This is a genomic window from Streptomyces sp. NRRL S-244 (assembly GCF_000717915.1).
Taxonomy (GTDB): Bacteria; Actinomycetota; Actinomycetes; order Streptomycetales; family Streptomycetaceae; genus Streptomyces.
The window spans coordinates 289,337-309,261 of sequence record NZ_JOCX01000004.1 but is presented as its reverse complement, the minus strand read 5'-3'; the positions used below and the strand labels follow the sequence as shown (position 1 = coordinate 309,261).

At 74.4% G+C, this 19,925-nt stretch carries 20 protein-coding genes; 12 read left to right on the top strand and 8 right to left on the bottom strand.

Going from position 1 to position 19,925, the window contains the following annotated elements; all coding sequences use genetic code 11:
• Positions 1-33: 33 nt before the first annotated feature.
• Together IF02_RS0107345 and IF02_RS0107340 are read right to left on the bottom strand one after the other, a co-directional pair.
• The gene (locus tag IF02_RS0107345; protein ID WP_078621936.1) at positions 34-519 is read right to left on the bottom strand and encodes an indole-3-glycerol phosphate synthase; all 486 of its coding nucleotides are present in this window, start codon (positions 517-519) and stop codon (positions 34-36) included.
• 130 nt (positions 520-649) lie between these two features.
• The gene (locus IF02_RS0107340) at positions 650-1,444 is read right to left on the bottom strand and encodes a pyrimidine reductase family protein (RefSeq protein WP_030154578.1); all 795 of its coding nucleotides are present in this window, start codon (positions 1,442-1,444) and stop codon (positions 650-652) included.
• 84 nt (positions 1,445-1,528) lie between these two features.
• Between IF02_RS0107340 and zapE the strand changes: the two genes are divergently transcribed.
• The 5 genes from zapE to IF02_RS0107315 all read left to right on the top strand — a co-directional run bounded on the left by zapE (position 1,529) and on the right by IF02_RS0107315 (position 6,500).
• Positions 1,529-2,593, top strand: coding sequence for a cell division protein ZapE (gene zapE / locus IF02_RS0107335; protein ID WP_420708108.1), 1,065 nt, complete (start codon positions 1,529-1,531; stop codon positions 2,591-2,593).
• 72 nt (positions 2,594-2,665) lie between these two features.
• Positions 2,666-3,091, top strand: a complete 426-nt coding sequence (locus IF02_RS0107330) for an OsmC family protein (protein ID WP_030154574.1) — start codon at positions 2,666-2,668, stop codon at positions 3,089-3,091.
• Positions 3,092-3,179: 88 nt separating this feature from the next.
• Positions 3,180-4,520 (top strand): alkaline phosphatase PhoX, encoded by a 1,341-nt coding sequence (locus IF02_RS0107325; protein WP_030154572.1) that lies wholly within the window; start codon positions 3,180-3,182, stop codon positions 4,518-4,520.
• A gap of 81 nt (positions 4,521-4,601) precedes the next feature.
• Positions 4,602-5,483, top strand: a complete 882-nt coding sequence (locus tag IF02_RS0107320; protein ID WP_030154570.1) for a PPK2 family polyphosphate kinase — start codon at positions 4,602-4,604, stop codon at positions 5,481-5,483.
• 84 nt (positions 5,484-5,567) lie between these two features.
• Positions 5,568-6,500 carry a polysaccharide deacetylase family protein gene (locus IF02_RS0107315; protein WP_030154569.1) on the top strand — a complete coding sequence of 311 codons (933 nt, stop codon included), beginning with the start codon at positions 5,568-5,570 and terminating at the stop codon, positions 6,498-6,500.
• Positions 6,501-6,517: 17 nt separating this feature from the next.
• Here the strand turns inward: IF02_RS0107315 and IF02_RS0107310 are convergent, their stop codons facing one another.
• The 4 genes from IF02_RS0107310 to IF02_RS0107295 are packed head-to-tail and all read right to left on the bottom strand — an operon-like array spanning position 6,518 to position 8,875.
• A complete protein-coding gene (locus IF02_RS0107310; protein ID WP_030154567.1) occupies positions 6,518-6,718 on the bottom strand; it encodes a hypothetical protein in 201 nt (66 codons plus the stop codon).
• A 14-nt stretch (positions 6,719-6,732) separates the two neighbouring features.
• A complete protein-coding gene (locus IF02_RS0107305; RefSeq protein WP_030154565.1) occupies positions 6,733-7,392 on the bottom strand; it encodes a hypothetical protein in 660 nt (219 codons plus the stop codon).
• The gene (locus IF02_RS0107300; RefSeq protein ID WP_030154637.1) at positions 7,389-8,204 is read right to left on the bottom strand and encodes an ABC transporter ATP-binding protein; all 816 of its coding nucleotides are present in this window, start codon (positions 8,202-8,204) and stop codon (positions 7,389-7,391) included. Before IF02_RS0107300 ends, IF02_RS0107305 begins: the two co-directional genes overlap by 4 nt.
• Positions 8,201-8,875, bottom strand: coding sequence for an AIM24 family protein (locus tag IF02_RS0107295; protein WP_030154563.1), 675 nt, complete (start codon positions 8,873-8,875; stop codon positions 8,201-8,203). The genes IF02_RS0107300 and IF02_RS0107295 overlap by 4 nt, the downstream gene beginning before the upstream one ends.
• Before the next feature lie 116 nt (positions 8,876-8,991).
• On the opposite strand from IF02_RS0107295, the gene IF02_RS0107290 reads away from it, so the two are divergent.
• The 5 genes from IF02_RS0107290 (at position 8,992) to IF02_RS0107270 (ending at position 14,885) form a co-directional block, all read left to right on the top strand.
• Complete coding sequence (locus tag IF02_RS0107290) at positions 8,992-9,738, top strand: aminoacyl-tRNA hydrolase (protein WP_234318126.1); 747 nt, start codon at positions 8,992-8,994, stop codon at positions 9,736-9,738.
• Between the two features lie 126 nt (positions 9,739-9,864).
• The gene (locus IF02_RS0107285) at positions 9,865-11,166 is read left to right on the top strand and encodes a DUF692 domain-containing protein (RefSeq protein ID WP_030154560.1); all 1,302 of its coding nucleotides are present in this window, start codon (positions 9,865-9,867) and stop codon (positions 11,164-11,166) included.
• Positions 11,163-12,248 carry a TIGR04222 domain-containing membrane protein gene (locus IF02_RS0107280; RefSeq protein ID WP_030154558.1) on the top strand — a complete coding sequence of 362 codons (1,086 nt, stop codon included), beginning with the start codon at positions 11,163-11,165 and terminating at the stop codon, positions 12,246-12,248. The genes IF02_RS0107285 and IF02_RS0107280 overlap by 4 nt, the downstream gene beginning before the upstream one ends.
• A 32-nt stretch (positions 12,249-12,280) precedes the next feature.
• Positions 12,281-13,042 (top strand): TIGR04222 domain-containing membrane protein, encoded by a 762-nt coding sequence (locus tag IF02_RS0107275; protein ID WP_030154556.1) that lies wholly within the window; start codon positions 12,281-12,283, stop codon positions 13,040-13,042.
• Between the two features lie 97 nt (positions 13,043-13,139).
• The gene (locus IF02_RS0107270; RefSeq protein WP_234318116.1) at positions 13,140-14,885 is read left to right on the top strand and encodes an alpha/beta fold hydrolase; all 1,746 of its coding nucleotides are present in this window, start codon (positions 13,140-13,142) and stop codon (positions 14,883-14,885) included.
• A 131-nt stretch (positions 14,886-15,016) separates the two neighbouring features.
• Here IF02_RS0107270 and hemQ read toward each other — a convergent pair whose 3' ends face one another.
• Together hemQ and hemG are read right to left on the bottom strand one after the other, a co-directional pair.
• Positions 15,017-15,730 (bottom strand): hydrogen peroxide-dependent heme synthase, encoded by a 714-nt coding sequence (gene hemQ, locus IF02_RS0107265; protein WP_030154553.1) that lies wholly within the window; start codon positions 15,728-15,730, stop codon positions 15,017-15,019.
• A gap of 47 nt (positions 15,731-15,777) precedes the next feature.
• Positions 15,778-17,214 (bottom strand): protoporphyrinogen oxidase, encoded by a 1,437-nt coding sequence (hemG, locus tag IF02_RS0107260; RefSeq protein ID WP_051695953.1) that lies wholly within the window; start codon positions 17,212-17,214, stop codon positions 15,778-15,780.
• A gap of 191 nt (positions 17,215-17,405) precedes the next feature.
• On the opposite strand from hemG, the gene IF02_RS0107255 reads away from it, so the two are divergent.
• Positions 17,406-18,422: a DUF4349 domain-containing protein gene (locus IF02_RS0107255; protein WP_030154550.1), complete on the top strand. Its 1,017-nt coding sequence runs from the start codon at positions 17,406-17,408 to the stop codon at positions 18,420-18,422.
• Positions 18,423-18,502: 80 nt separating this feature from the next.
• Entirely contained in the window at positions 18,503-19,909 is a 1,407-nt protein-coding gene (locus tag IF02_RS0107250) for an FAD-dependent oxidoreductase (protein WP_030154548.1), read from the top strand.
• Positions 19,910-19,925 lie beyond the last annotated feature (16 nt).

Below are 19,925 nucleotides of genomic sequence, written 5' to 3'. Positions count from 1 at the left end.
GCCGTCGCCCCGGCGCGTGTGTCGGACGCCAGCCTATTCGTTGTGGGCGAAGAGCTTGAGCACCGGAACCCCGACCTTGTGGCGCGCGCGGGAGGCCCAGTCCCGGTGGAAGAACTCCTCGACGAAGTGCGGGGCGGTCAGGACGATCACCTCGTCGGCGTTCGACTCCTCCACGACGGCCTTGAGTTTGTCGAGCGGGTGGTCCTCGATGATCTCCCCGCTGGCCTTGGCGCCCTTCTTGCGCAGGGCCTCCAGGGAGAGGACGAGGGCCTGGTCGGCCGGGCCGCGGGCAGCCCTGCCCTCGGGTACGTCGGCCTCGTGGAGCGCCTCGGGGAGCTCGCCGAGTGCCACGTCGTCGATGGCGCGCAGCAGCCGGTCCTGGTCGCCCCGGGGCTGCATGAGGACGAGGAAGGAGACCGGGTCGTCCCCGTGGAGGCTGGTGACGAAGTCCACGTCGACGCTGGTCAGCGGCTGCTCGATCATCAATACGCTCGTGAACACGGACGCCCTCTCCTTCATGGGCCGGGGCCGGTCGGCCGGCCCCTGCGGAAACCATCCTGCCCCGCTCTCACACGGGGCCCTGCGTGGACATATCTGCCCAGGTATGTGCCCACCGGAAGCTAAGCGGAACAACAAATTCCGCCCCTTGTCAGATCCGACGGTAGCTCGTGTAGAGGAACCCGGCCTCTTCCAGTAGGGAGGCGGGCGCCAGGCGGTGCGGCACGGCCACGGGGGGCCCTCCGGAGATGCGCTGGGCCCCGCCCGCGGCCAGCATCGGCGAGATCGTCAGGCACAGCTCGTCCAGCGCGTCGGCGGCCACGAACTGCCCCAGCAGCCGGGGCCCGCCCTCGGTGAGCTGGCGGCGCAGCCCCCGGGCCGCGAGCTCCGTCACGATCCGGGCCGGATCCACGGTCGCTCCGTCGCCCGCCAGTACGACCTCGGCCCCGGCCGCGGCGGCCGCCGCCACCCGATCGGCGGGTGCGGCCGCGCCGGTCACCACGAGGGTCGGCACGAGGGGGGAGGTGAACAGCGGCAGGGAGAAGTCCAGGTCCAGGCCGGCCGTGACCACCGCGATGGCGGGCGCGGGGCCCTGCCCGGCGGCCGCACGCCGGGCCGCGAAGGCCTCCCGGGCGCGGGCCGGCCGGTACCCCTCCTGGCGAACCGTTTCGGCGCCGACGACCACCACGTCGGCCAGCGCCCGCAGGGTGCCGAAGATCCGCATGTCGGTCTCGCTGGAGATCGGCTGCGAGCGCCCGTCGTGCTGGGCCGCGCCGTCCAGGGTGGAGACCATGTTGGCGCGCAGCCAGTGGCCCTGCGGGCCGAGCGCGGGGTACGCGTACGCCTCCGCCAGCTCGTCCAGCGACCACTCGCGGTCAGTGCGGTCCGCGGGGGCCGATGTCTGGTCGGCCGATGTCTGATCGGTCACAGGGAACAGGCGTCGCATCGGTGCAGTGTGCCACGCCCCGTAGAGTTAAGAGCTGTGTCAACATCACTCTCCACCTCCGGATCCACCTACGGGCGACCCCCGATAGCCGACCCGGCCGACGCCGGCCCGCAGGCCCTGTGCGCTCGCGAGCCGCGGGTGCCCGCCGAGCGGCTGGTGGCCGAGATGGTGCCGCCGCCGCGATTCGACTCGGTGCGCTTCGACACGTACGACCCGGACCCCGGTCAGCCGAGCCAGTCCGAGGCCGTCACCGTGCTCAGCGGCTTCGCCGCCGGGCTGGGCGGATCCCATGCGAGCGGCGGCGGCAAGCGCCGCTGGTTCGCGAAGAAGGCCCCGGTGTCCACCGCCCCGCGCGGGGTCTACCTCGACGGCGGCTACGGCGTCGGCAAGACGCACCTGCTGGCCTCCCTCTGGCACGCCACCCCGGCCGAGCCCGCGCTCAAGGCCTTCGGCACCTTCGTGGAGCTGACCAACCTGGTCGGCGCGCTCGGCTTCCAGCAGACGGTCCAGACCCTGGGCGGCCACCGCCTCCTGTGCATCGACGAGTTCGAACTGGACGACCCGGGCGACACCGTCCTCGTCTCCTCGCTGCTGAGCCGGCTCGTCGAGCAGGGCGTGGCGCTGGCCGCCACTTCCAACACCCTGCCCGGCAAGCTCGGCGAGGGCCGGTTCGCCGCCGCGGACTTCCTGCGCGAGATCCAGGGGCTCTCGGCGCACTTCCGCCCGCTGCGCATCGACGGCCAGGACTACCGCCACCGCGGCCTGCCGGAGGCGCCGGCGCCGTTCTCGGACGAGCAGGTGACGAAGGCCGCGTACGCGACCGAGGGCGCGAGCCTGGACGACTTCCCTGGGCTGCTGGAGCACCTGGCCCGGGTCCACCCCAGCCGGTACGGCGCCCTCACGGACGGCATAGCGGCGGTCTGCCTGACCGACGTCGGCCCGGTCCCGGACCAGTCGACGGCGCTGCGGCTCGTGGTCCTGGCGGACCGGCTGTACGACCGGGAGATACCGGTCCTGGCGTCCGGAGTCCCCTTCGACCGCCTGTTCAGTGAAGAAATGCTGAACGGCGGCTACCGCAAGAAGTACTTCCGGGCCATCTCGAGGCTCACCGCACTGGCACGCGACGCGAAACCCCTGGTGTCCCAGTAGGTTTGGGGACGCCGGCCCGACCCATCACCGGGACGGTCCGGCAGTTCCCCACTTCCTCCGAAGGGATCCACGATGGCCACCACGCGTACCGCGCACACCAACTGGGAAGGCAACCTGCTCAAGGGTTCCGGCGTCGTCACCCTCGACTCCTCGGGTCGGGGTTCGTTCGACGTCTCCTGGCCCTCGCGCGCCGAGGCCGCGAACGGCAAGACCAGCCCGGAAGAGCTCATCGCCGCCGCGCACTCCAGCTGCTACTCGATGGCCCTCTCGCACGGCCTCGACGGCGCCGGCACCCCGCCCACCCGGGTGGAGACCAAGGCGGACGTGACTTTCCAGCCCGGCGAGGGCATCACGGGCATCCACCTGACGGTCCGCGCCGAGGTCCCCGGCCTGGACGCGGAGGGCTTCGCCGCCGCGGCCGAGGACGCGAAGAAGAACTGCCCGGTCAGCCAGGCCCTGACGGGCACGACGATCACCCTGAGCGCGGAGCTGATCTAACGGTTCCCGGGCTCGGCGCGTCCGGGGGAGGGGGGCCGGGGCACGTGGTAACACGGGCCCGTCACCCCCCTCGCCCCGGGAGCCGCCGATGTCCGTCACCCGCCGCACCCTGCTCGCCACCATCGCCTTCAGCGGAACCCTCGGCTCCCTCTTCGCCGGCAGCTCCCGCGCCCTCCCGCCGTCCCGCCGGGGGTACGGCCCGCTGCTCCCCGACCCCCGGGGGCTCCTCGACCTCCCCGCCGGCTTCCGCTACCGCGTGCTCTCCCGCGCCGGCGACCCCCTCCGCTCCGGCGAAGGCCCCGTACCGGCCAACTGCGACGGCATGGCCGCCTTCGACGCGGGCTCCGGCCGTGTCCGTCTCGTCCGCAACCACGAGAACCGCACCACCGCCGCCCTCCGCGTCCCCGCCGTCGACGGCCTCACGTACGACCCCCACGCCCTCGGCGGCTGCACCCTCCTCGACCTCGACCCCGGCGGCGGCGTCACGTCCGAGCGCGTCGCCCTCGCCGGAACCGCCGTCAACTGCGCCGGCGGCCGCACCCCCTGGAACACCTGGCTCAGCTGCGAGGAGACCGAGGACCCGGCCGGGACCTCCGGTTACACCAAGGACCACGGCTACGTCTTCGAGGTCGACCCCGCCGACCCGCACCGCTCCGGCGCCGTCCCGCTCACCGCGATGGGCCGCTTCGCGCACGAGGCCGTCGCCGTCGACCCGTACCGCGGGACCGTCTACGAGACCGAGGACGCCTTCATCGAGCCGTTCGGGCTCTTCTACCGGTTCCTGCCCGCGCGGCCCCTCGCCGGCCCCGGCTCCCTGCGCGCCGGGGGCGCCCTCCACGCCCTGCGCGTCCCGGGACTGCCCGACCTCTCCGTCGTGGACGAGCCCGGCGCCGAGTTCACGGTCGAGTGGGTCCCCGTACCGGACCCCACGGCGAACGGCACCCCCATCCGGTTCCAGGACTTCGGGCCGGGCGGGATCACCCACGCGCAGAAGCTGGAGGGCTGCTACTGGGGCGACGGCGGCGTCCACTTCGTCTCCAGCTACGCCCGCCGCCTCGAAGGCGCGCCCGCCGACCACCACGGCCAGGTCTGGTTCCACGACCCTCGGCGCTCCACGATCCGCCTGGACGTGCTCTTCGGCCCGGCCACCGACATCCGGCTGCCCGGGGACTCCCCCGACAACATCTGCCTGGCCCCGGACGGCGGCCTGATGGTGTGCGAGGACGGCGGAGGGGCCCAGTACGTCTTCGGCGTCACGCCGGGCGGCGGGGTCTACCCGATGGCCCGCAACGCCGACGACATCGGCCGGCCCGGGGCCCCGGAGTGGGGCGAGTTCGCCGGGGTCACCTTCTCCCCCGACGGGCGGACGATGTACGTCAACGCCTACACCCCGGGGACCACCTTCGCCGTGACGGGCCCCTGGCACTGACCCGGCGGCCGTGCCCTCGCGACCCCGTCGGATGTGATGGAGGATCGGAGGGAATCGACCGGATCGGGGTAGGTGGCGGCAGTGGCCAAGGAGAGCGGGAAGAACAAGAACGACAAGAAGAAGGACGTCCCCCTGCGCCCGCTGCTGCGCGCCCCCGCCGGTGAGCGCCTCGACCTCGACGCCTTCGACCCCGCCGCGACCCCCGGCGGCCCGGCCGGCAAGGCCGCCGGCATCGCCGCCACCGCACGGCTGGCCGCGCCGCTCGCCTCCCTCCAGGAACGGCTGTACGCGGCCAGCACCGCCGGCGACCGCCGCCGCGTCCTGCTCGTCCTCCAGGGCATGGACACCAGCGGCAAGGGCGGCACGGTGAAGCACGTGATCGGCCTGTTCAACCCCTCCGGCTGCCGGATCCGGTCGTTCAAGGCCCCCACGCAGGAGGAGCTGGAGCACCCCTTCCTCTGGCGCGTCAGGAGGGCCCTCCCCGTGCCGGGCGAGATCGGCATCTTCGACCGCTCGCACTACGAGGACGTCCTCATCGCCCGCGTCCGCGAGCTGGTGTCGCGCAGTCAGCTGAACCGCCGCTACGCCCAGATCAACCGCTTCGAGCAGTCCCTCGCGGACGACGACGTCACCCTGGTGAAGGTCTTCCTCCACATCAGCTACGAGGGGCAGCGCGAGCGGCTGCTGGCGCGGCTCGACAACCCCGACAAGCACTGGAAGTTCAACTCGGGCGACATCGACGAGCGCGCCCTGTGGCCCGAGTACCGGCACGCGTACGAGCTGGCCCTGGAGCGCTGCTCCATCGACGCCGCGCCCTGGTACGTCGTCCCCGCGGACCGGAAGTGGTACCGCAACTGGGCGATCAGCAAGCTGCTGCTGGAGCATCTGGAGGAGCTGGATCCGCGCTACCCCGCGGCCGGTTTCGACGTGGAGGAGAGCCGCGCCCGGCTGCTGCGGACCTGATGCCCGTCACACGGGCGGGCGATTCGTATGCCCGCCCCGGCGCCGCTGCGGTCCGCTTGGCAGATGGTCATATATTTTGCGTCCGTGACCCTTTCTGTGCGCAATGTGGCGGTCGCGGCCGCCCTCAGTGCCGCTCTCTGCACCGCCCTCGCCGGATGCGGAGGCGGCGGCGGCACCTCCGCATCCGGCTCCGGTTCCGGCAACCAGGCCGCCCGTATGGGCACCCCCGGGGCCTCCGCCCCGCCGTCCTCCGGTGCCTCGGCCGGCACGCCGCAGGCGGCCGGCTCCTCCCCGGCCGCCGCCCCGCCGCCCGCCAAGGCCCCGACCCTGGCACCCGGCCCGAACGGCCTGACCCCGGTCTTCGAGCGGGCGAAGCAGCAAACCGACAAGACCGTCGCGCTGACCTTCGACGCCGACATGACCTCCGACCAGGGGCCGCGCGCCGCGGGCGGGGAGCACTTCGACAACCCCCAGCTCATCGCGACCCTGCGCACGCTCAAGGTGCCCTCGACGATCTTCATGACCGGCCGCTGGGCCGAGGAGTACCCGGACCAGGCCAAGGCCATCGGCACCGACCCGAACTTCGAGATCGCGAACCACTCGTACAGCCACCACGCCTTCACGTCGCCCTGCTACGGGCTCCCCGCGCTCGACGCGGCCGCCGCCCGGGCCGATGTGGACCGGGCCTTCGCCGCCTTCCGTACGGCCGGCGCGGTCAACACGGTCCCGTACTTCCGCTTCCCCGGCGGCTGCTACGACGACCAGGCGCTGCGGGCCGTCTCCACGGCCAAGGTCACGGCCGTCCAGTGGGACGTGGTCAGCGGGGACGCCTTCGCCAAGGACCCGGACGCGGTGGCCGAGCAGGTCCTCGCCGGGGTGAAGCCCGGCTCGGTGGTGGTCATGCACTGCACGCGCAGCGCGGCCCCCGTCACCGAGGAGGCGATCCGGAAGATCGTCCCGGGGCTGCGGGGGCGCGGCTACCGCTTCGTGAAGGTCTCCGAGCTCATCGGGAAGTAGGCGGGGGCGGCGCTGCCTCAGCCGGAGCAGGCCGAGCGCTGCGCGTCCTGCCACTCGCACACCGGGCACAGCACCCGGCCGGGGGTCGCGACCCCGTACTCGGTGGGCTTGCCGCACTCCACGCAGTCCGCGTACGGCGGCCCGGCCACCCGCCCCGCGGGCGCCGCCGGGGCTGGGCAGTACGACTCGGTTCCGGCGGGCGCGTCCACTTCGTCCATGCCTTCGAGCGTACTCAGCCCCGCCGCGCGGCGACGAGGCAGGCCACGGCACCGGCCGCGCAGGCCAGCGCCAGCGCCCCCGCGAAGGCCGCCACCGGCAGCGTCACGGCGTGCGCCCGGGAACCCTCCACCAGCGCCGTCACCGCGCTGCGCGCCGGGGAGCCGGAGACGCCCCAGGCCAGCAGGGAGCCCAGGCCGCCCGCCAGCACCGCGACCCCCGTCGAGCGCAGCAGCGGCCGGCTGCACAGCGCCCCCACGGCCGCGCCGGTCAGCGCACACGCGAGGGCCGCCAGCACCCCGGCGACGGCGGCGGTCTCCGGCTCCACGTGTTCCGCCCGGCCGAAGTCGCCGATCAGCAGCACGGCCGCCGTGCCCGCGGCCCCGGCGAGCAGCGCCCCGCCCAGCGCGGTGAGCAGGGCCGCCGCGTGCACCCGTACGGGACCGGCCGCGGCGGCCGCGCAGTCGCGGGCGGCGTCGGGCTCGTTGGTGACGCAGACCCGGACCAGCCAGGCGGTGATCGGGACCAGCCCGGCGGCCGCGAAGCCCAGCGAGTCCAGCAGCGGGTCGCCCGGCCGCACCCCGGCGGCCAGGAAGGCCGCGTGCAGGAGGAGCGGGGCGATCCACCGCTGGGAGCGCAGCAGCAGCGCGCACTGGTAACGCAGCAGGCCGGTCACGGCAGTTCCTCCACGGCGCGGATGTGCCAGGGCGCGGGCGCGGTGAGCAGTTCGCGCAGCACCGCGTCGGAGCGGGCCGCGGGCACCGTCAGCAGCAGGCCCCCGCCGGGCGCGGGCGCGGCGGCCAGCCCCGGGGGCGGCTCGGCGCCCGGCGGCCCGGCGGCCTCGATCCGTACGTACGCCCCCGCGTCGGCGGGCTCCCGTACGGGAACCAGCGCGGCCCCCTCGACCCGGTGGTGCGCGTCGGCCGCGCCGGCGAGCCGCGCCGGGTCGTGGTCGACGAAGACCACGGTGCCCCCGGCGGCGGTCCGCTCGGCGACGGCCCGGTCCAGTTCGGCGCGGGCGGCGGTGTCGAGCCCGGTCCAGGCCTCGTCGAGGACGAGCAGCCCGGGCTCGGCGAGCAGCGCCTGGGCGACGGCCACCTTCTGGCTGCTGCCCTTGGAGAGTTCGGCCAGCGGGGTGTGCGCGTGGGCGGCGGCCCCGAACCGCTCCAGCCAGTGGGCCGCCGCCCCAGCCGCCTGCGCGCGCCGGAGGCCGTGCACCCGGCCCATGTGGGTCAGGTAAGCCGTCGCGGTCAGCGGCAGCGCCGCCGGGAAGCGCTCGGGCACGTACGCCGTGCGGCGCGGCCGGCCCGTGATGCGGCCCTCGGACGGGGTGTCGATCCCCGCGATGATCCGCAGCAGGGTGGACTTGCCGCCGCCGTTGCGGCCCTCGATGCGGACGAGCGCGCCGGGCGGCAGCTCCAGGGCGACCCCGCGCAGCACCCAGGGCCGCCGCAGCCCGTAGCGCCGGCCCACACGGTCGAGTTTCAGTGGGCCGCCGCCGTCTCGGTCACCTCGCTGGGGCGGACGATGACGAAGCCCTCGCCGCGCAGCATCAGCTGGACGGCCTCGCCGGAGCCGCCGCGGATCATCGAGCCGACCGACTGGGAGCGGTGCAGGCCCGTCTCCAGCTGCGAGCTCCAGCCGACCACCGCGTCGGTGTCCACGTACACGGGGTTCTGGGCGGTGACCGGGATGATGATCGGGTGGCCGTCGCAGACCACGGCGAGCTTGCCGGTGCCGGTGAAGAGGCTGTTGAAGAGGCCGCCGCCGGTCATGCCGGCGCCCTTCAGCATCTTTATCTCGTAGGCGAGCGTGGGGTCGAAGCACAGCACGTTGCGGCCGCTGATGGTCAGGGAGTCGCCGGGCTCGAAGTCGATGATGAAGCAGTGGCCGGCCTGGTGCGCGAACCAGGCCTCGCCCTGCCCGCGTACGGACATCAGCGCGAGGCCCTCACCGGTGACGGCGCGCTTGAGCATGCCGCCTATGCCCTGGCCCTTGCGCTCGAACTGGAGGTTCCCCCGGAAGGCGACCATCGAGCCCTGGCGGGCGAGCATTTCACCGTTGACGGTGTACTTCACGGACTTGGCGTTCTGCAGGGTCATGCCCGGGGCGGCGGCCGGCCGGGCCAGGTTCTCGGACGCAAAAAGGTCGCTCTTCATGACCTCGATCCTCACCCGGCCCGGGCCCCCTCAGCATCATCCTGAAGGCGGAGCCTGGCATCCTTGGCGGGATGAGCAGCCAGCACCGGAACCACACTTCAGACGGCCCCGCAGACATGCACACGCTCGGGGCGGACAGCCCGTTCCGGCAGGAGCGCATCGCGCGCGACGAGGCGCCGCAGTTCGTGCTGCCGCTGGTCGTGCGGATCGAGAAGGCGCAGCCGCCCGCCCGGACGGACGCGCTGGAGACGGCGGCCCGGGCCGTACTGGTCCTGCTGACCGACGAACGGGCGCAGGGCGAGGGCGACGGCGAGGGCGAGTGGGCCGGGGCGGTCCGGGACTGGCAGGACGCACGGATCCGGAAGGTGGTGCGGCGGGCGCGCGGGGCGGAGTGGCGCAAGGCCGGGACCCTGCCCGGTGTCACGGTGCACGGTGACATGGCGGAGGTACGGGTCTTCCCGCCGGTGCCGTTGGACGGCTGGCCCAAGGAGCTCGCCAAGCTCCAGGTCTCGGGGACCGACCTGGACGACCCGGAGCCGGTCGCCGCGGCCGCGCCCGGAATTCCGGTGCTGTGGCTCAACCCGGACCTGGAGATGTCCGCCGGCAAGGCGATGGCCCAGGCCGGACACGCCGCGCAGCTGGCCTGGTGGGAGCTGACCGGCCCGGAGCGCACCGCCTGGCAGGATTCCGGATTCCGGCTGGCGGTACGGACGGCAGCGCGCGAGCGGTGGGCCGAACTGAGCGGGAGCGGGCTGCCGGTGGTCCGGGACGCCGGATTCACCGAGATCGCGCCCGGTTCGGCGACGGTGGTCGCCGACCATCCGGCGCTGCGGGCCCGGCTCGCCGGGGGCGTTTCGCACTGACCCGCCCGGCCTGACGGCGCTGACCTGGAACCTCAAATGTTGCTCTGAACGTCCCTCTCCGCGATTGGCCCGACTCCGTCGGGGCCATCACATCGGCACACGACCGATGAGAGGGGGCGAGGGGACATGGAGACCATGGCGCACCTGGGGGTGGGCATCGGATGGCGGCCGGAGATCGCTGACGCGGTGGAGCGGCTGCCGGGCCTGGACTGGGTCGAGGTGGTGGCCGAGAACATCTGCCCCGGCCACCTGCCCGCCCCGCTGCTGCGGCTGCGCGAGCGCGGGGTGCGCGTCGTACCGCACGGGGTCTCGCTGGGCCTCGGCGGCGCCGACCGGCCCGACGCCGCGAAGCTGGCCGCCCTCGGGGAGCGGGCGGTGGCGCTGGGGGCGCCGCTCGTCACCGAGCACATCGCGTTCGTACGGACCTCCTCGCCGACGCTGGAGGCGGGGCACCTGCTGCCGGTGCAGCGGACGCGGGACGCCCTGGACGTGCTGTGCGAGAACGTCCGGATCGCGCAGGACGCGCTGCCGGTGCCGCTGGCCCTGGAGAACATCGCCGCGCTGATCTCCTGGCCCGGGGAGGAGCTGACGGAGGCGCAGTTCCTGACGGAGCTGGTGGAGCGGACGGGGGTGCGGCTGCTGATCGACGTCGCCAACCTGCACACGAACCGGGTGAACCGGGGCGAGGACCCGTTCGCCGTACTGGACGCGATCCCGCTCGAGGCGCTGGCGTACGTGCACGTCGCCGGGGGCGTGGAGCGGGACGGGGTGTGGCACGACACGCATGCGCATCCGGTGCCGGCGGTGGTGCTGGACCTCCTGGCGGAGCTGCGCAAGCGGGTCGCCCCTGCCGGTGTGCTGCTGGAGCGCGACGACGATTTTCCGGCCGGGGCGGAGCTGGCCGGGGAACTCGCCGCCATCCGGCAGGTGGTGGGCCCTGCGGAGCCGTCCGCTGCCCGCCCTTCCCCCGTTCGCCGGACCCTCCCGCCGGCGCCGCACACGCCGGCGGGGCCGGATCAGCGGGCCCGGACGGGCGTCGGGATGGAGCAGGCCGCGCTGTTGTCTGCGCTCGTGGCCGGGACGCCCGTGCCCGAGGGGTTCGACCGGCGGCGCGTACGGGTGCAGTCGCGGGCGCTGGCCGCCAAGCGGGCCGGGGTCGTCGCGAAGCTGGCGCCCGAGCTGCCCGGGATCCTGGGCGGTGAGGACCCGTACCGCGAGGCCTTCCTCGCGTACGCCCGCAACCGGCCCATGACCGCCGGATACCGCCGGGACGCCCTCGACTTCGCCGAGCACCTGCTGATCCGGGACCTGCCCGCCGACCCCGCCGCCCGGCGCCGGCTCACCTCCTGGTGGCGGGACCGGGTCGGGGCCCGGCCGCCGCGCCGGATCGTGCGCTGGGCCCGGACGCTCGTGGGGCGTGCGGCATGAACGTCCTCGCCTTCGCGATCTGGGTCGCCGTCATCGTCTCCACCCTCCTGCTGTTCCTCGGCGTACGGCGCTCCCGGCCGCGGCCGGTCCGCCCGGCGCCGCGCCTGCACGACCTGTCCGAGGCCGCGTTCATGGCCGGCGGACCCGGCGCGGTCGTGGACAGCGCGCTCGTCTCGCTGCTCGGCGACGGCCGGCTCGTGGCCGGCGGTCCGGGGATCGTGGCGCTGCGGACCGGGGCGCGGGCCGGCGACATCGCCGAGCGGGCCGTGTTCGAAGCCCTGCGGCAGGCGCCGTCCGGCTGGCTCTACCAGGTGCGCTACGCCGCCATGCTCGATCCCGCCATCCAGGAGACCGGAGACGCGCTCGCCGCCCGCGGGCTGCTCGCCGTGCCCGGCTCCGGGCGGCGGTGGCGGCGCTGGGGGCTGGCCCAGGTCGTGGTGTGCGCGGTGTGGGTGGTGGCCTCGCTGCCCCTCACGTTCGTCGCGCTGGCGCTCCAGCCCGGCTCGCAGGTGCCGTTCGTCTTCAAGGTGCTCCCGGCGCTGCTGGGCGGGATCGTCATGGGATGCGTCCTCGCCGCCCGGGCCCGGCAGCGGCTCACCCCGGCGGGGCGGGCCGCGCTGCGCGAGATCCGCACGCACTACATGAACGACCAGACCCCGCACGTGCAGACGGCCCTGTACGGGCTGCGGGGGCTGCGGGACCCGTACCTGCGGGGGCAGTTGGTGCCAGCCGTGCGCGGTACCCGGCTGGCGGCGGCCCAGGCGCGCAACGCGCGGCGCGGCTCGCCGTCGTCCACCTCGTCCTCTTCTTCCTCGTCCTCGTCCTCGTCCTCGGGTGTCTACTGCGGGTCTTCCGCCGAGGTCCTGCCCGTCGTATGGTGCGCGAGCAGTGACGGCGGCTCCTCCTCCGGCAGCTGCGGAAACAGCGGTTCCAGTTGCTCCGGGGGCGGTTCGGGCTGCGGCAGTGGTTCGAGTTGTTCCAGCGGCTCCAGTTGCTCCAGCTCCAGTGGTTCCAGTTGCTCCAGCAGCAGTTCGAGTTGCAGCAGTTCGTCCGGTTCGAGCTGCGGCAGCAGCAGTTCCTGACCGGGCACTTCTACACCTCGTGGGAATCGGCCATGTTCTGGGTCCTGCTCCTCCTGATGGCCTGGGCAGGGGTGCTGGCGTCGTGCACCCTCCTGCTGAGGGCCGCCGCCATGGCCTCGGTGCCGGCGCCCGCGCCGCCCGACGGCGGTGCGGGCGCCGCCCGCAGCCCCGACGAACTGAACCTGTACGAGGCCGCCTATCTCGCCGGCGGCCCCCGGCGGGTCGCCGAGCTGACGCTGCTCTCGATGCAGCGCGGGCGCCGGCTGCTGCTGGCCCACACCGGCTGGGCGACCGTCGTCGACCCGGTGGGGCGGGATCCGCACGAGCGGTCCGTACTCGGCGCGTTCGGGCCGGACGGGCAGGCTCCGGTGGCCGCCGTACGGAGCGCCGCGGCCCGGGACGAGGCCGTACGGGCCCTCGCGGACCGGCTCGACGCGGCGGGGCTCGCGCTGCCGGCCGCCGCCCGCAGCGGTGTGGCCGGCGGGGTCCGGGCCGTGCGGCGGGCCGCCGCCCTGGTGGCCGCGCTGGCGGCGGCCGCGCTGTGCGTTCCGGCGGACGGGGCCACCGCGGCGGTGATCCTGTGCTGGTTCGCACTGCCACTGCTGCTCACGCTGGGGTGCCTGGCCATCGCCCGCTTCGAGACGTACCCGTACTCCGCGTGGGCCTCACCGGCCGGGCAGCGGCTGCTCGTCGCGCTGGACCGGGAGCGCGCCGAGGGGGACTCCCTCACGGCGGTGGCGCTGCGCGGCGCCCGCGTGCTGGCGGATCCCGCCCTACGGGCGGCACTCGCCTAGGCAACGGGGGGATTGCGCCCGACACCGGGCGGCGGTCCTGTACAAGCACCCCGCCCAGAGCATCTGATCACTTCATCCGAAGAGATGAAGGCGGCCCATGATGCTGACTCCGCTCGCCCGCTGCGGAGTCGCGGCGGCGGTCCTCTCCCTCACCCTGTGCATCCCGACCCCCCGTGCCCACGCCACCGCCCCCGGCCCGGACGTCTCCGGCCGCGCGGGCCACGCGGGCCACGCGGGCCACGCAGGCCACGCAGGCCACGCGGCAAGCGAAGCCGCCGCGAACGCGGGCGCGGAACTCGTCGCGGCCCGAGCCGCCGAGGCGGCCCGAGGCACCGGCGGGCCGGCCTTCCGGGCGTGTCCGGCCGTCGAGGAGCTGCCCTCGCCCGTACGGTGCGCGACCCTGCGGGTTCCGCTCGATTACGCGCGGCCCGACGGGCCGCAGATCCCGCTCACCGTCAGCCGGGTCGCCGCGACCCGGCGCGGCGGCGCGGTGCGGCAGGGCGCGCTCCTCTACAACCCCGGCGGCCCCGGCGCCTCCGGGATGTTCTTCCCGCTCATGGCCGGGCTCCCCGAGTGGGAGCGCATCGGCGCCGCCTACGACCTCGTCGGCTACGCCCCGCGCGGAGTCGGCCGCTCCGCACCGCTGTCCTGCGAGGACCCCGCCGGCCGCGCGAAGGGCCCGACCCAGGTGCCGGCGGAGCCCTCCGCCGCGTACAAGCAGCAGCGCGTCGCCGCCGCCCGGGCCTACGCCCTCGGCTGCGCGCAGCGGGCCGGCGCTGCCCTCCCGTACTTCACGACCCTCGACAACGTCCGCGACCTGCACGTGCTGCGCGCCGCGCTCGGCGAGGAGAAGCTGACCTTCCTCGGCGCCTCGTACGGCACCTACCTGGGCGCCGTCTACGCCACCCTCCACCCCGCCCACGTCCGCCGGATGGTCCTCGACTCGGCGGTCAACCCCGACCCGCGCCGCATCTGGTACCTCAACAACCTCGACCAGGCACCGGGGTTCGAGAGGCGCTGGTACGACTTCCGCGCCTGGGCCGCCCGGCACCACGCCGCGTACCGGCTCGGGGCCACCCCGGAGGCGGTACGGGCGAGCTACGAGCGCGTACGGGACGCCGTGGCGCGCACCCCGGCGGGCGGGGCGGTCGGGACCGGCGAGCTCCAGGCCGCCTTCCTCCAGGCGGCGTACTACGACGACGTCTGGCCGGAGCTGGCGGCCGCGCTCAGCGCCTTCCTGGCGGGCGATCCCGGCCCGCTCGCCGAACAGGCCGGTCCGGCCCCGGAGTCGGCGGCCGCGCGCGAGAACGCGCGGGCGGTGTACACGGCGGTGCTGTGCAACGACGCCGCCTGGCCCGCGGAGTGGGAGACCTGGGACCGCGACAACACGGAACTGGCCCGCCGGGCGCCCTTCGAGACCTGGGCCAACGCCTTCCTGAACCTGCCGTGCGCGTACTGGCCGGTCCACGAGCGGCAGCAGCCGGTGGCGGTGGGCGAGCAGCCGGTCCCGGCCGGCGCGCGGCCGGCGGCGCTCCCCCGCACGCTGATCGTCGCCGCGGAGCGGGACGGGGCCACCCCGTACCCGGGGGCGCTGGAGTTGCAGCGGCGGCTCGGCGCCGAGGCCGCGCTGGTCACGGAGGAGGGGGCCGGCGCCCACGGGGTGGTCGGCGGACGCAATGACTGCGTGGACCGTCACGTGGAGCGGTACTTGCTTACGGGTGACACCTCAGGGTGGCGTGTCACGTGTGCGCCGCATCCGGAGCCCGCACCGGTGTCGCTGGACGACCGGGCAGCAAGAGGCCCCGGGAAGGTACCCAGGGCTCTGCTGCCGCCAGTCGTCTGAACTTCCGGGCGGGGTCTCCGGCTGCGTCGTTTCGGGGGTCAGGCCGTCATCCGGACCAGCCTCCCGATCCACCGGAGGCCGCTCCCCAGTCAAGAGAGCAGTCTTCCGGTTCCTTCCCCCCAGGGGAGGTATCAGGCGAGTCCGGCCACCAGATCGGCGACGGACTTGCGGCGTCCGGTGTAGAAGGGCACTTCTTCACGGACGTGCATACGGGCCTCGGAGGCGCGCAGGTGACGCATGAGGTCGACGATGCGGTACAGCTCGTCGGCCTCGAAGGCCAGCATCCACTCGTAGTCGCCCAGCGAGAAGGACGCGACGGTGTTGGCCCGGACGTCAGGGTAGCCGCGGGCCATCTTGCCGTGGTCCGCGAGCATGCGGCGGCGGTCCTCGTCGGGCAGCAGGTACCAGTCGTACGAGCGCACGAAGGGGTAGACGCTGACGTAGTCGCGCGCGACCTCGTCGGCCAGGAAGGCCGGGATGTGCGACTTGTTGAACTCGGCCGGACGGTGCAGGGCCATGTTCGACCACACCGGCTCCAGCGCGCGGCCGAGCTTGGTGCGGCGGAACAGGTTGTACGCGGTCTGCAGCTCGTCCGAGGTCTCGGCGTGCCACCAGATCATGACGTCCGCGTCGGCGCGCAGGCCGGAGACGTCATAGGTGCCGCGGACGGTGATGTCCTTGGCGGCCAGCTGGTCGAACAGCTCCTGGACCTCGTCGGCGTAGCCGGTGCGGTCCTCGGGCAGGACGTCCTTCAGCTTGAAGACGGACCACAGGGTGTAGCGGATGACCTCGTTGAGGTCCTTCGCCTTCTTCCCCGCGTTGGGAATCTTCTCTGGTGCAGTCATGTGTCCATTGTCCCGTGTGCTGATCAGTGGTCTGTGCCAGGGGTCCCCTACGCGGGGAACGTGGCCTTCACCACGTCGGCGGCCTTGCCGGCGCTCGCGATGCACGCCGGGATGCCCACGCCGTCGTACAGCGCGCCGCACACGGCGAGGCCGGGCAGGGCCGCGACGGCGCCGCGGATCCGGTCCACGCGGGCGAGGTGGCCGACCGGGTACTGCGGCAGCCCGCCGTCCCAGCGGGTGACGGTGGAGGCGGCCGGCCGGGCCGCGAGGCCCACGGCCTCGCCGAGGTCGCGCAGCGAGACGTCGACCAGCTCGTGGTCCTCGCGCCCCAGATCGCCCTCGTCGCCGTACCGGCCGACCGAGGTGCGCAGCAGGAAGAGCTCGGGGTCGGCGCCGGCCCAGGCCCACTTGTTGCTGGAGAAGGTGGAGGCCTTGATGGTCCGCCCGTCGACGGGCGGTACGAGGAATCCGCTGGCGCCGCCCCCGGTGATCGCGGCCGGCAGCTCGGAGCGGCGGAAGGCCATCGTCACCAGGGCCATGGAGGCGTACTCGACGGTCCGCAGCTCGGCGGCCGCGGCCGGCGCGACCCCGTCCAGCAGCCGGGCGGCGGGCCCGGCCGGGACGGCCAGGACCACGGCGTCCGCCTCGACGGCCCCGGCGTCGGTGACGACCTTCCAGCCTCCGTCCGTACGCAGGAGCTCGCGCACCGGGGTACCCGTGCTGATCCGCGCCCCGGCGGCCCGGCAGGCCTCGGCCACGGCCTGCGGGAGCCGTCCGATGCCGCCGTCGATCCCGGCGAAGACGGGGCGCCCGGCCTGCTGGGGCTCCTGCGCGGCCGCCCGCTGCTGGAGTTCGCGTACGCCCTCGCCCAGCGAGGCGTGCGTACGGGCGGCCTCGAAGAGCTGCGGGACCGCGGCGCGCATGGAGATGCGGTAGGCGTTGCCGGCGTAGACCCCGCCGAGGAGGGGCTCCACCAGGCGGTCGACGACCTCGTGGCCGAGGCGGGCGGCCACGTACTCGCCGACGGCGACGTCCTCGCCGATCTCGGCGGGCGGCAGTGCGCGTTCGGCTTCGATGCGGGCCAGGCCCTCGGCGGAGAGCACCCCGGAGGCGGCGAGCGGTGCCAGGTCGCCGGGGACGCCCATGACGTGGCCGCGCGGCATGGGCCGCAGCGCGCCGCGGGTCCACAGGTGGGCGGTGGCGGTGGCGGGCGGCTGGAGGGCCTCGGCGAGGCCCACGGCCCGGGCCAGCTCCAGGGCTTCGGGGCGGCGGGCGAGCACGGATTCGGCGCCGAGGTCGACGGGGGCGCCGGCGAGTTCACCGGCGAGCAGCTTGCCGCCGAGGCGCGGCCCGGCCTCCAGGAGCGTGACGCGCAGGCCGTCGGCGAGCAGCCGGTGGGCCGCGGCGAGGCCGGCGATGCCGCCGCCGATGACGACGGCGTGGCGGGGCGGGACTCCGGCCGCCGCCGTGCCGTCCGTACGCATGTCCGTACGCATGTCCGCTTCGTGCATGGACACATCGTCTCAGACCGTTCGGCGGACGATCACCGAGGCCGGACCGTGACCGCATCGGGATCGGCCCGGGACCGCCGGAGCGAAACCCGCGGCGGGACCCTGTACGTCACACCGGCGTACGCCACGACGGCGACATCAGCCGATCCCCGGGGGGACCACCGATGCGCACCATCCGCAGCAGCAGAGGCACCGCTGTACGACACCGCGGCGCGGCCGTCCTGGCCGGCCTGTCCCTGGCCGGGGCGCTCGCGCTCACCGGGTGCGGCGCCGGCCAGGACGGCGCGGGCCCGGCCTCGGCCGACAAGGCCGCGGTCCGGGCCCCGGAGGGCGCGGCCCAGGGCAAGCCGGGGGCGGCGGCTCCCCCGGCGGCGGCCGGGGGAGCCGCCGCCGGGGGATCCGACGCGTCCAAGAACGGGCAGCAGCCGGCCGCCGTACGCCCGCACGTCATCCGTACGGCCACGCTCGCCCTGGAGACGGCGGACCCGCAGAAGGCCCTGGCGGCGGCCCGTACGGCGGCGGAGGGCGCGGGCGGGTACGTCGGCAACGAGTCGACCAAACGCGGCGAGGACGGCCGGATGACCTCGACGCTGACCCTGCGCGTGCCGGGCGACCGCTTCGACGCCGTACTCGGCGCCATGGAGGGCAGCGGCAGGCTTCGCAGCCGCAAGGTCGAGGCGCAGGACGTGACGGAGAAGGTCGCGGACGTCGACAGCCGGGTCAGATCGCAGCAGGCGAGCGTGGCCCGGGTGCGGGACATGATGGACAAGGCCACGGCGCTCGGTGACGTGGTGATGCTGGAGAGCGAGCTGAGCAAGCGCCAGTCGGACCTGGAGTCGCTGCTCGCGCAGCAGACGGCGCTGAAGGACCAGACCTCGATGGGCACGATCACGATGGAGGTCTCGGAGCCGGCCCCGAAGGCGGCGGAGAAGAAGGACGAGGAGACCTCCTTCACGGACGCCCTGCGCGGCGGTTGGAACGTCTTCACGACGATCGTGCGCTACCTGGCCCTGGCGGTGGCCGCGGTGGCGCCGTTCGCGGTGACGGCCGCGCTGGTGCTGCTGTGCCTGCGCGCGTACCGGCGGCTGCGCCCGGCGAAGCCGAGGACGGGTCTGACGCCGGCGAGGATCCCGGCGGCGCGACCCGCGGACTCGACGGAAACGACGGAGGCCTCCGACTGAACGCACGTTCCGCCCGTAGCGTGTTCCCCACGAGACTGCGGTACGCGCGGAGTGGCGGAGTGCGGAGAACGGGGCGGACGATGGCGACGGAACGACTGGTGGTGGTCGGCGGGGACGCGGCGGGGATGTCCGCCGCGTCACAGGCCCGGCGGCTCAAGGGCCCGGCGGAGCTGGAGATCACGGCCTTCGAGCGCGGGCACTTCACCTCGTACTCCGCGTGCGGGATCCCGTACTGGATCGGCGGCCAGGTCCCCGGCCGGGACGACCTGATCGCCCGTACGCCCGAGGAGCACCGCGCCCGGGACATCGACCTGCGCATGCGCACCGAGGTGGTGGAGCTCGACCTCGCCGGGGGCCGGGTCCGCACCCGTGATCTGGATTCCGGGTCCGAGGCCTGGACGGGCTACGACAAGCTCGTCCTGGCCACGGGCGCCCGGCCGGTCCGGCCCCGGCTGCCCGGGATCGGCGCGCACGGGGTGCACGGCGTCCAGACCCTGGACGACGGCCAGCGACTGATGGCTTCTCTGGAACTCGCCGAGGGACTGAAGCGGACGGAGGGTACGGAGGGCCGCAGGGCGGTCGTCGTCGGCGCCGGCTACATCGGCGTGGAGATGGCGGAGGCGCTGGTCGCGCGCGGGTACGAGGTCACGGTCCTGCACCGCGGAGCACAGCCGATGGCCACGCTGGACCCGGACATGGGCGCACTGGTGCACGCCGCGATGAACCGGATGGGGATCCGGACGGTGTCGGGCGCCGAGGTGACGAAGATCCTCACGGACGATCAGGGCGCGGTCCGCGCGGTGGCCACGGCGGCGGGGGACGAGTACCCGGCGGACGTGGTCGTGCTCGGCATCGGCGTGGAGCCCCGTACGGCGCTGGCCCGCGCGGCGGGGCTGCCGCTCGGCGAGTCCGGCGGCATCCTGACGGACCTGTCGATGCGGGTCCGGGGCCACGAGAACATCTGGTCGGGCGGCGACTGCGTGGAGGTCCTGGACCTGGTGGCGGGGCGCATGCGGCACATCCCGCTGGGCACGCACGCCAACAAACACGGCCAGGTGATCGGTTCGGGCGTGGGCGGCGGCTACGCCACGTTCCCGGGGGTGGTCGGCACGGCGGTGAGCAAGGTCTGCGACCTGGAGATCGCCCGTACGGGGCTGCGCGAGCGCGACGCCCTGGCGGCGGGGCTGCGCTTCGTGACGGCCACGATCAACTCGACGACGACGGCGGGCTACTACCCGACGGCCGCGGACATGACGGTGAAGATGCTCGCGGAACTCCGCACGGGCCGGCTCCTGGGCGTCCAGATCGTCGGCGGAGCGGGCTCCGCGAAGCGGGTGGACATCGCGGCGGTGGCCTTGACGGCCGGTATGACGGTGGACCAGGTCGTCTCCCTGGACCTGGGCTACGCCCCGCCCTTCTCCCCGGTCTGGGACCCCGTCCTGGTGGCCGCCCGCAAGGCCGTCTCGGCGGTGCGGGCGGCGGGGTAGGGGCCTAGGCCTGGCG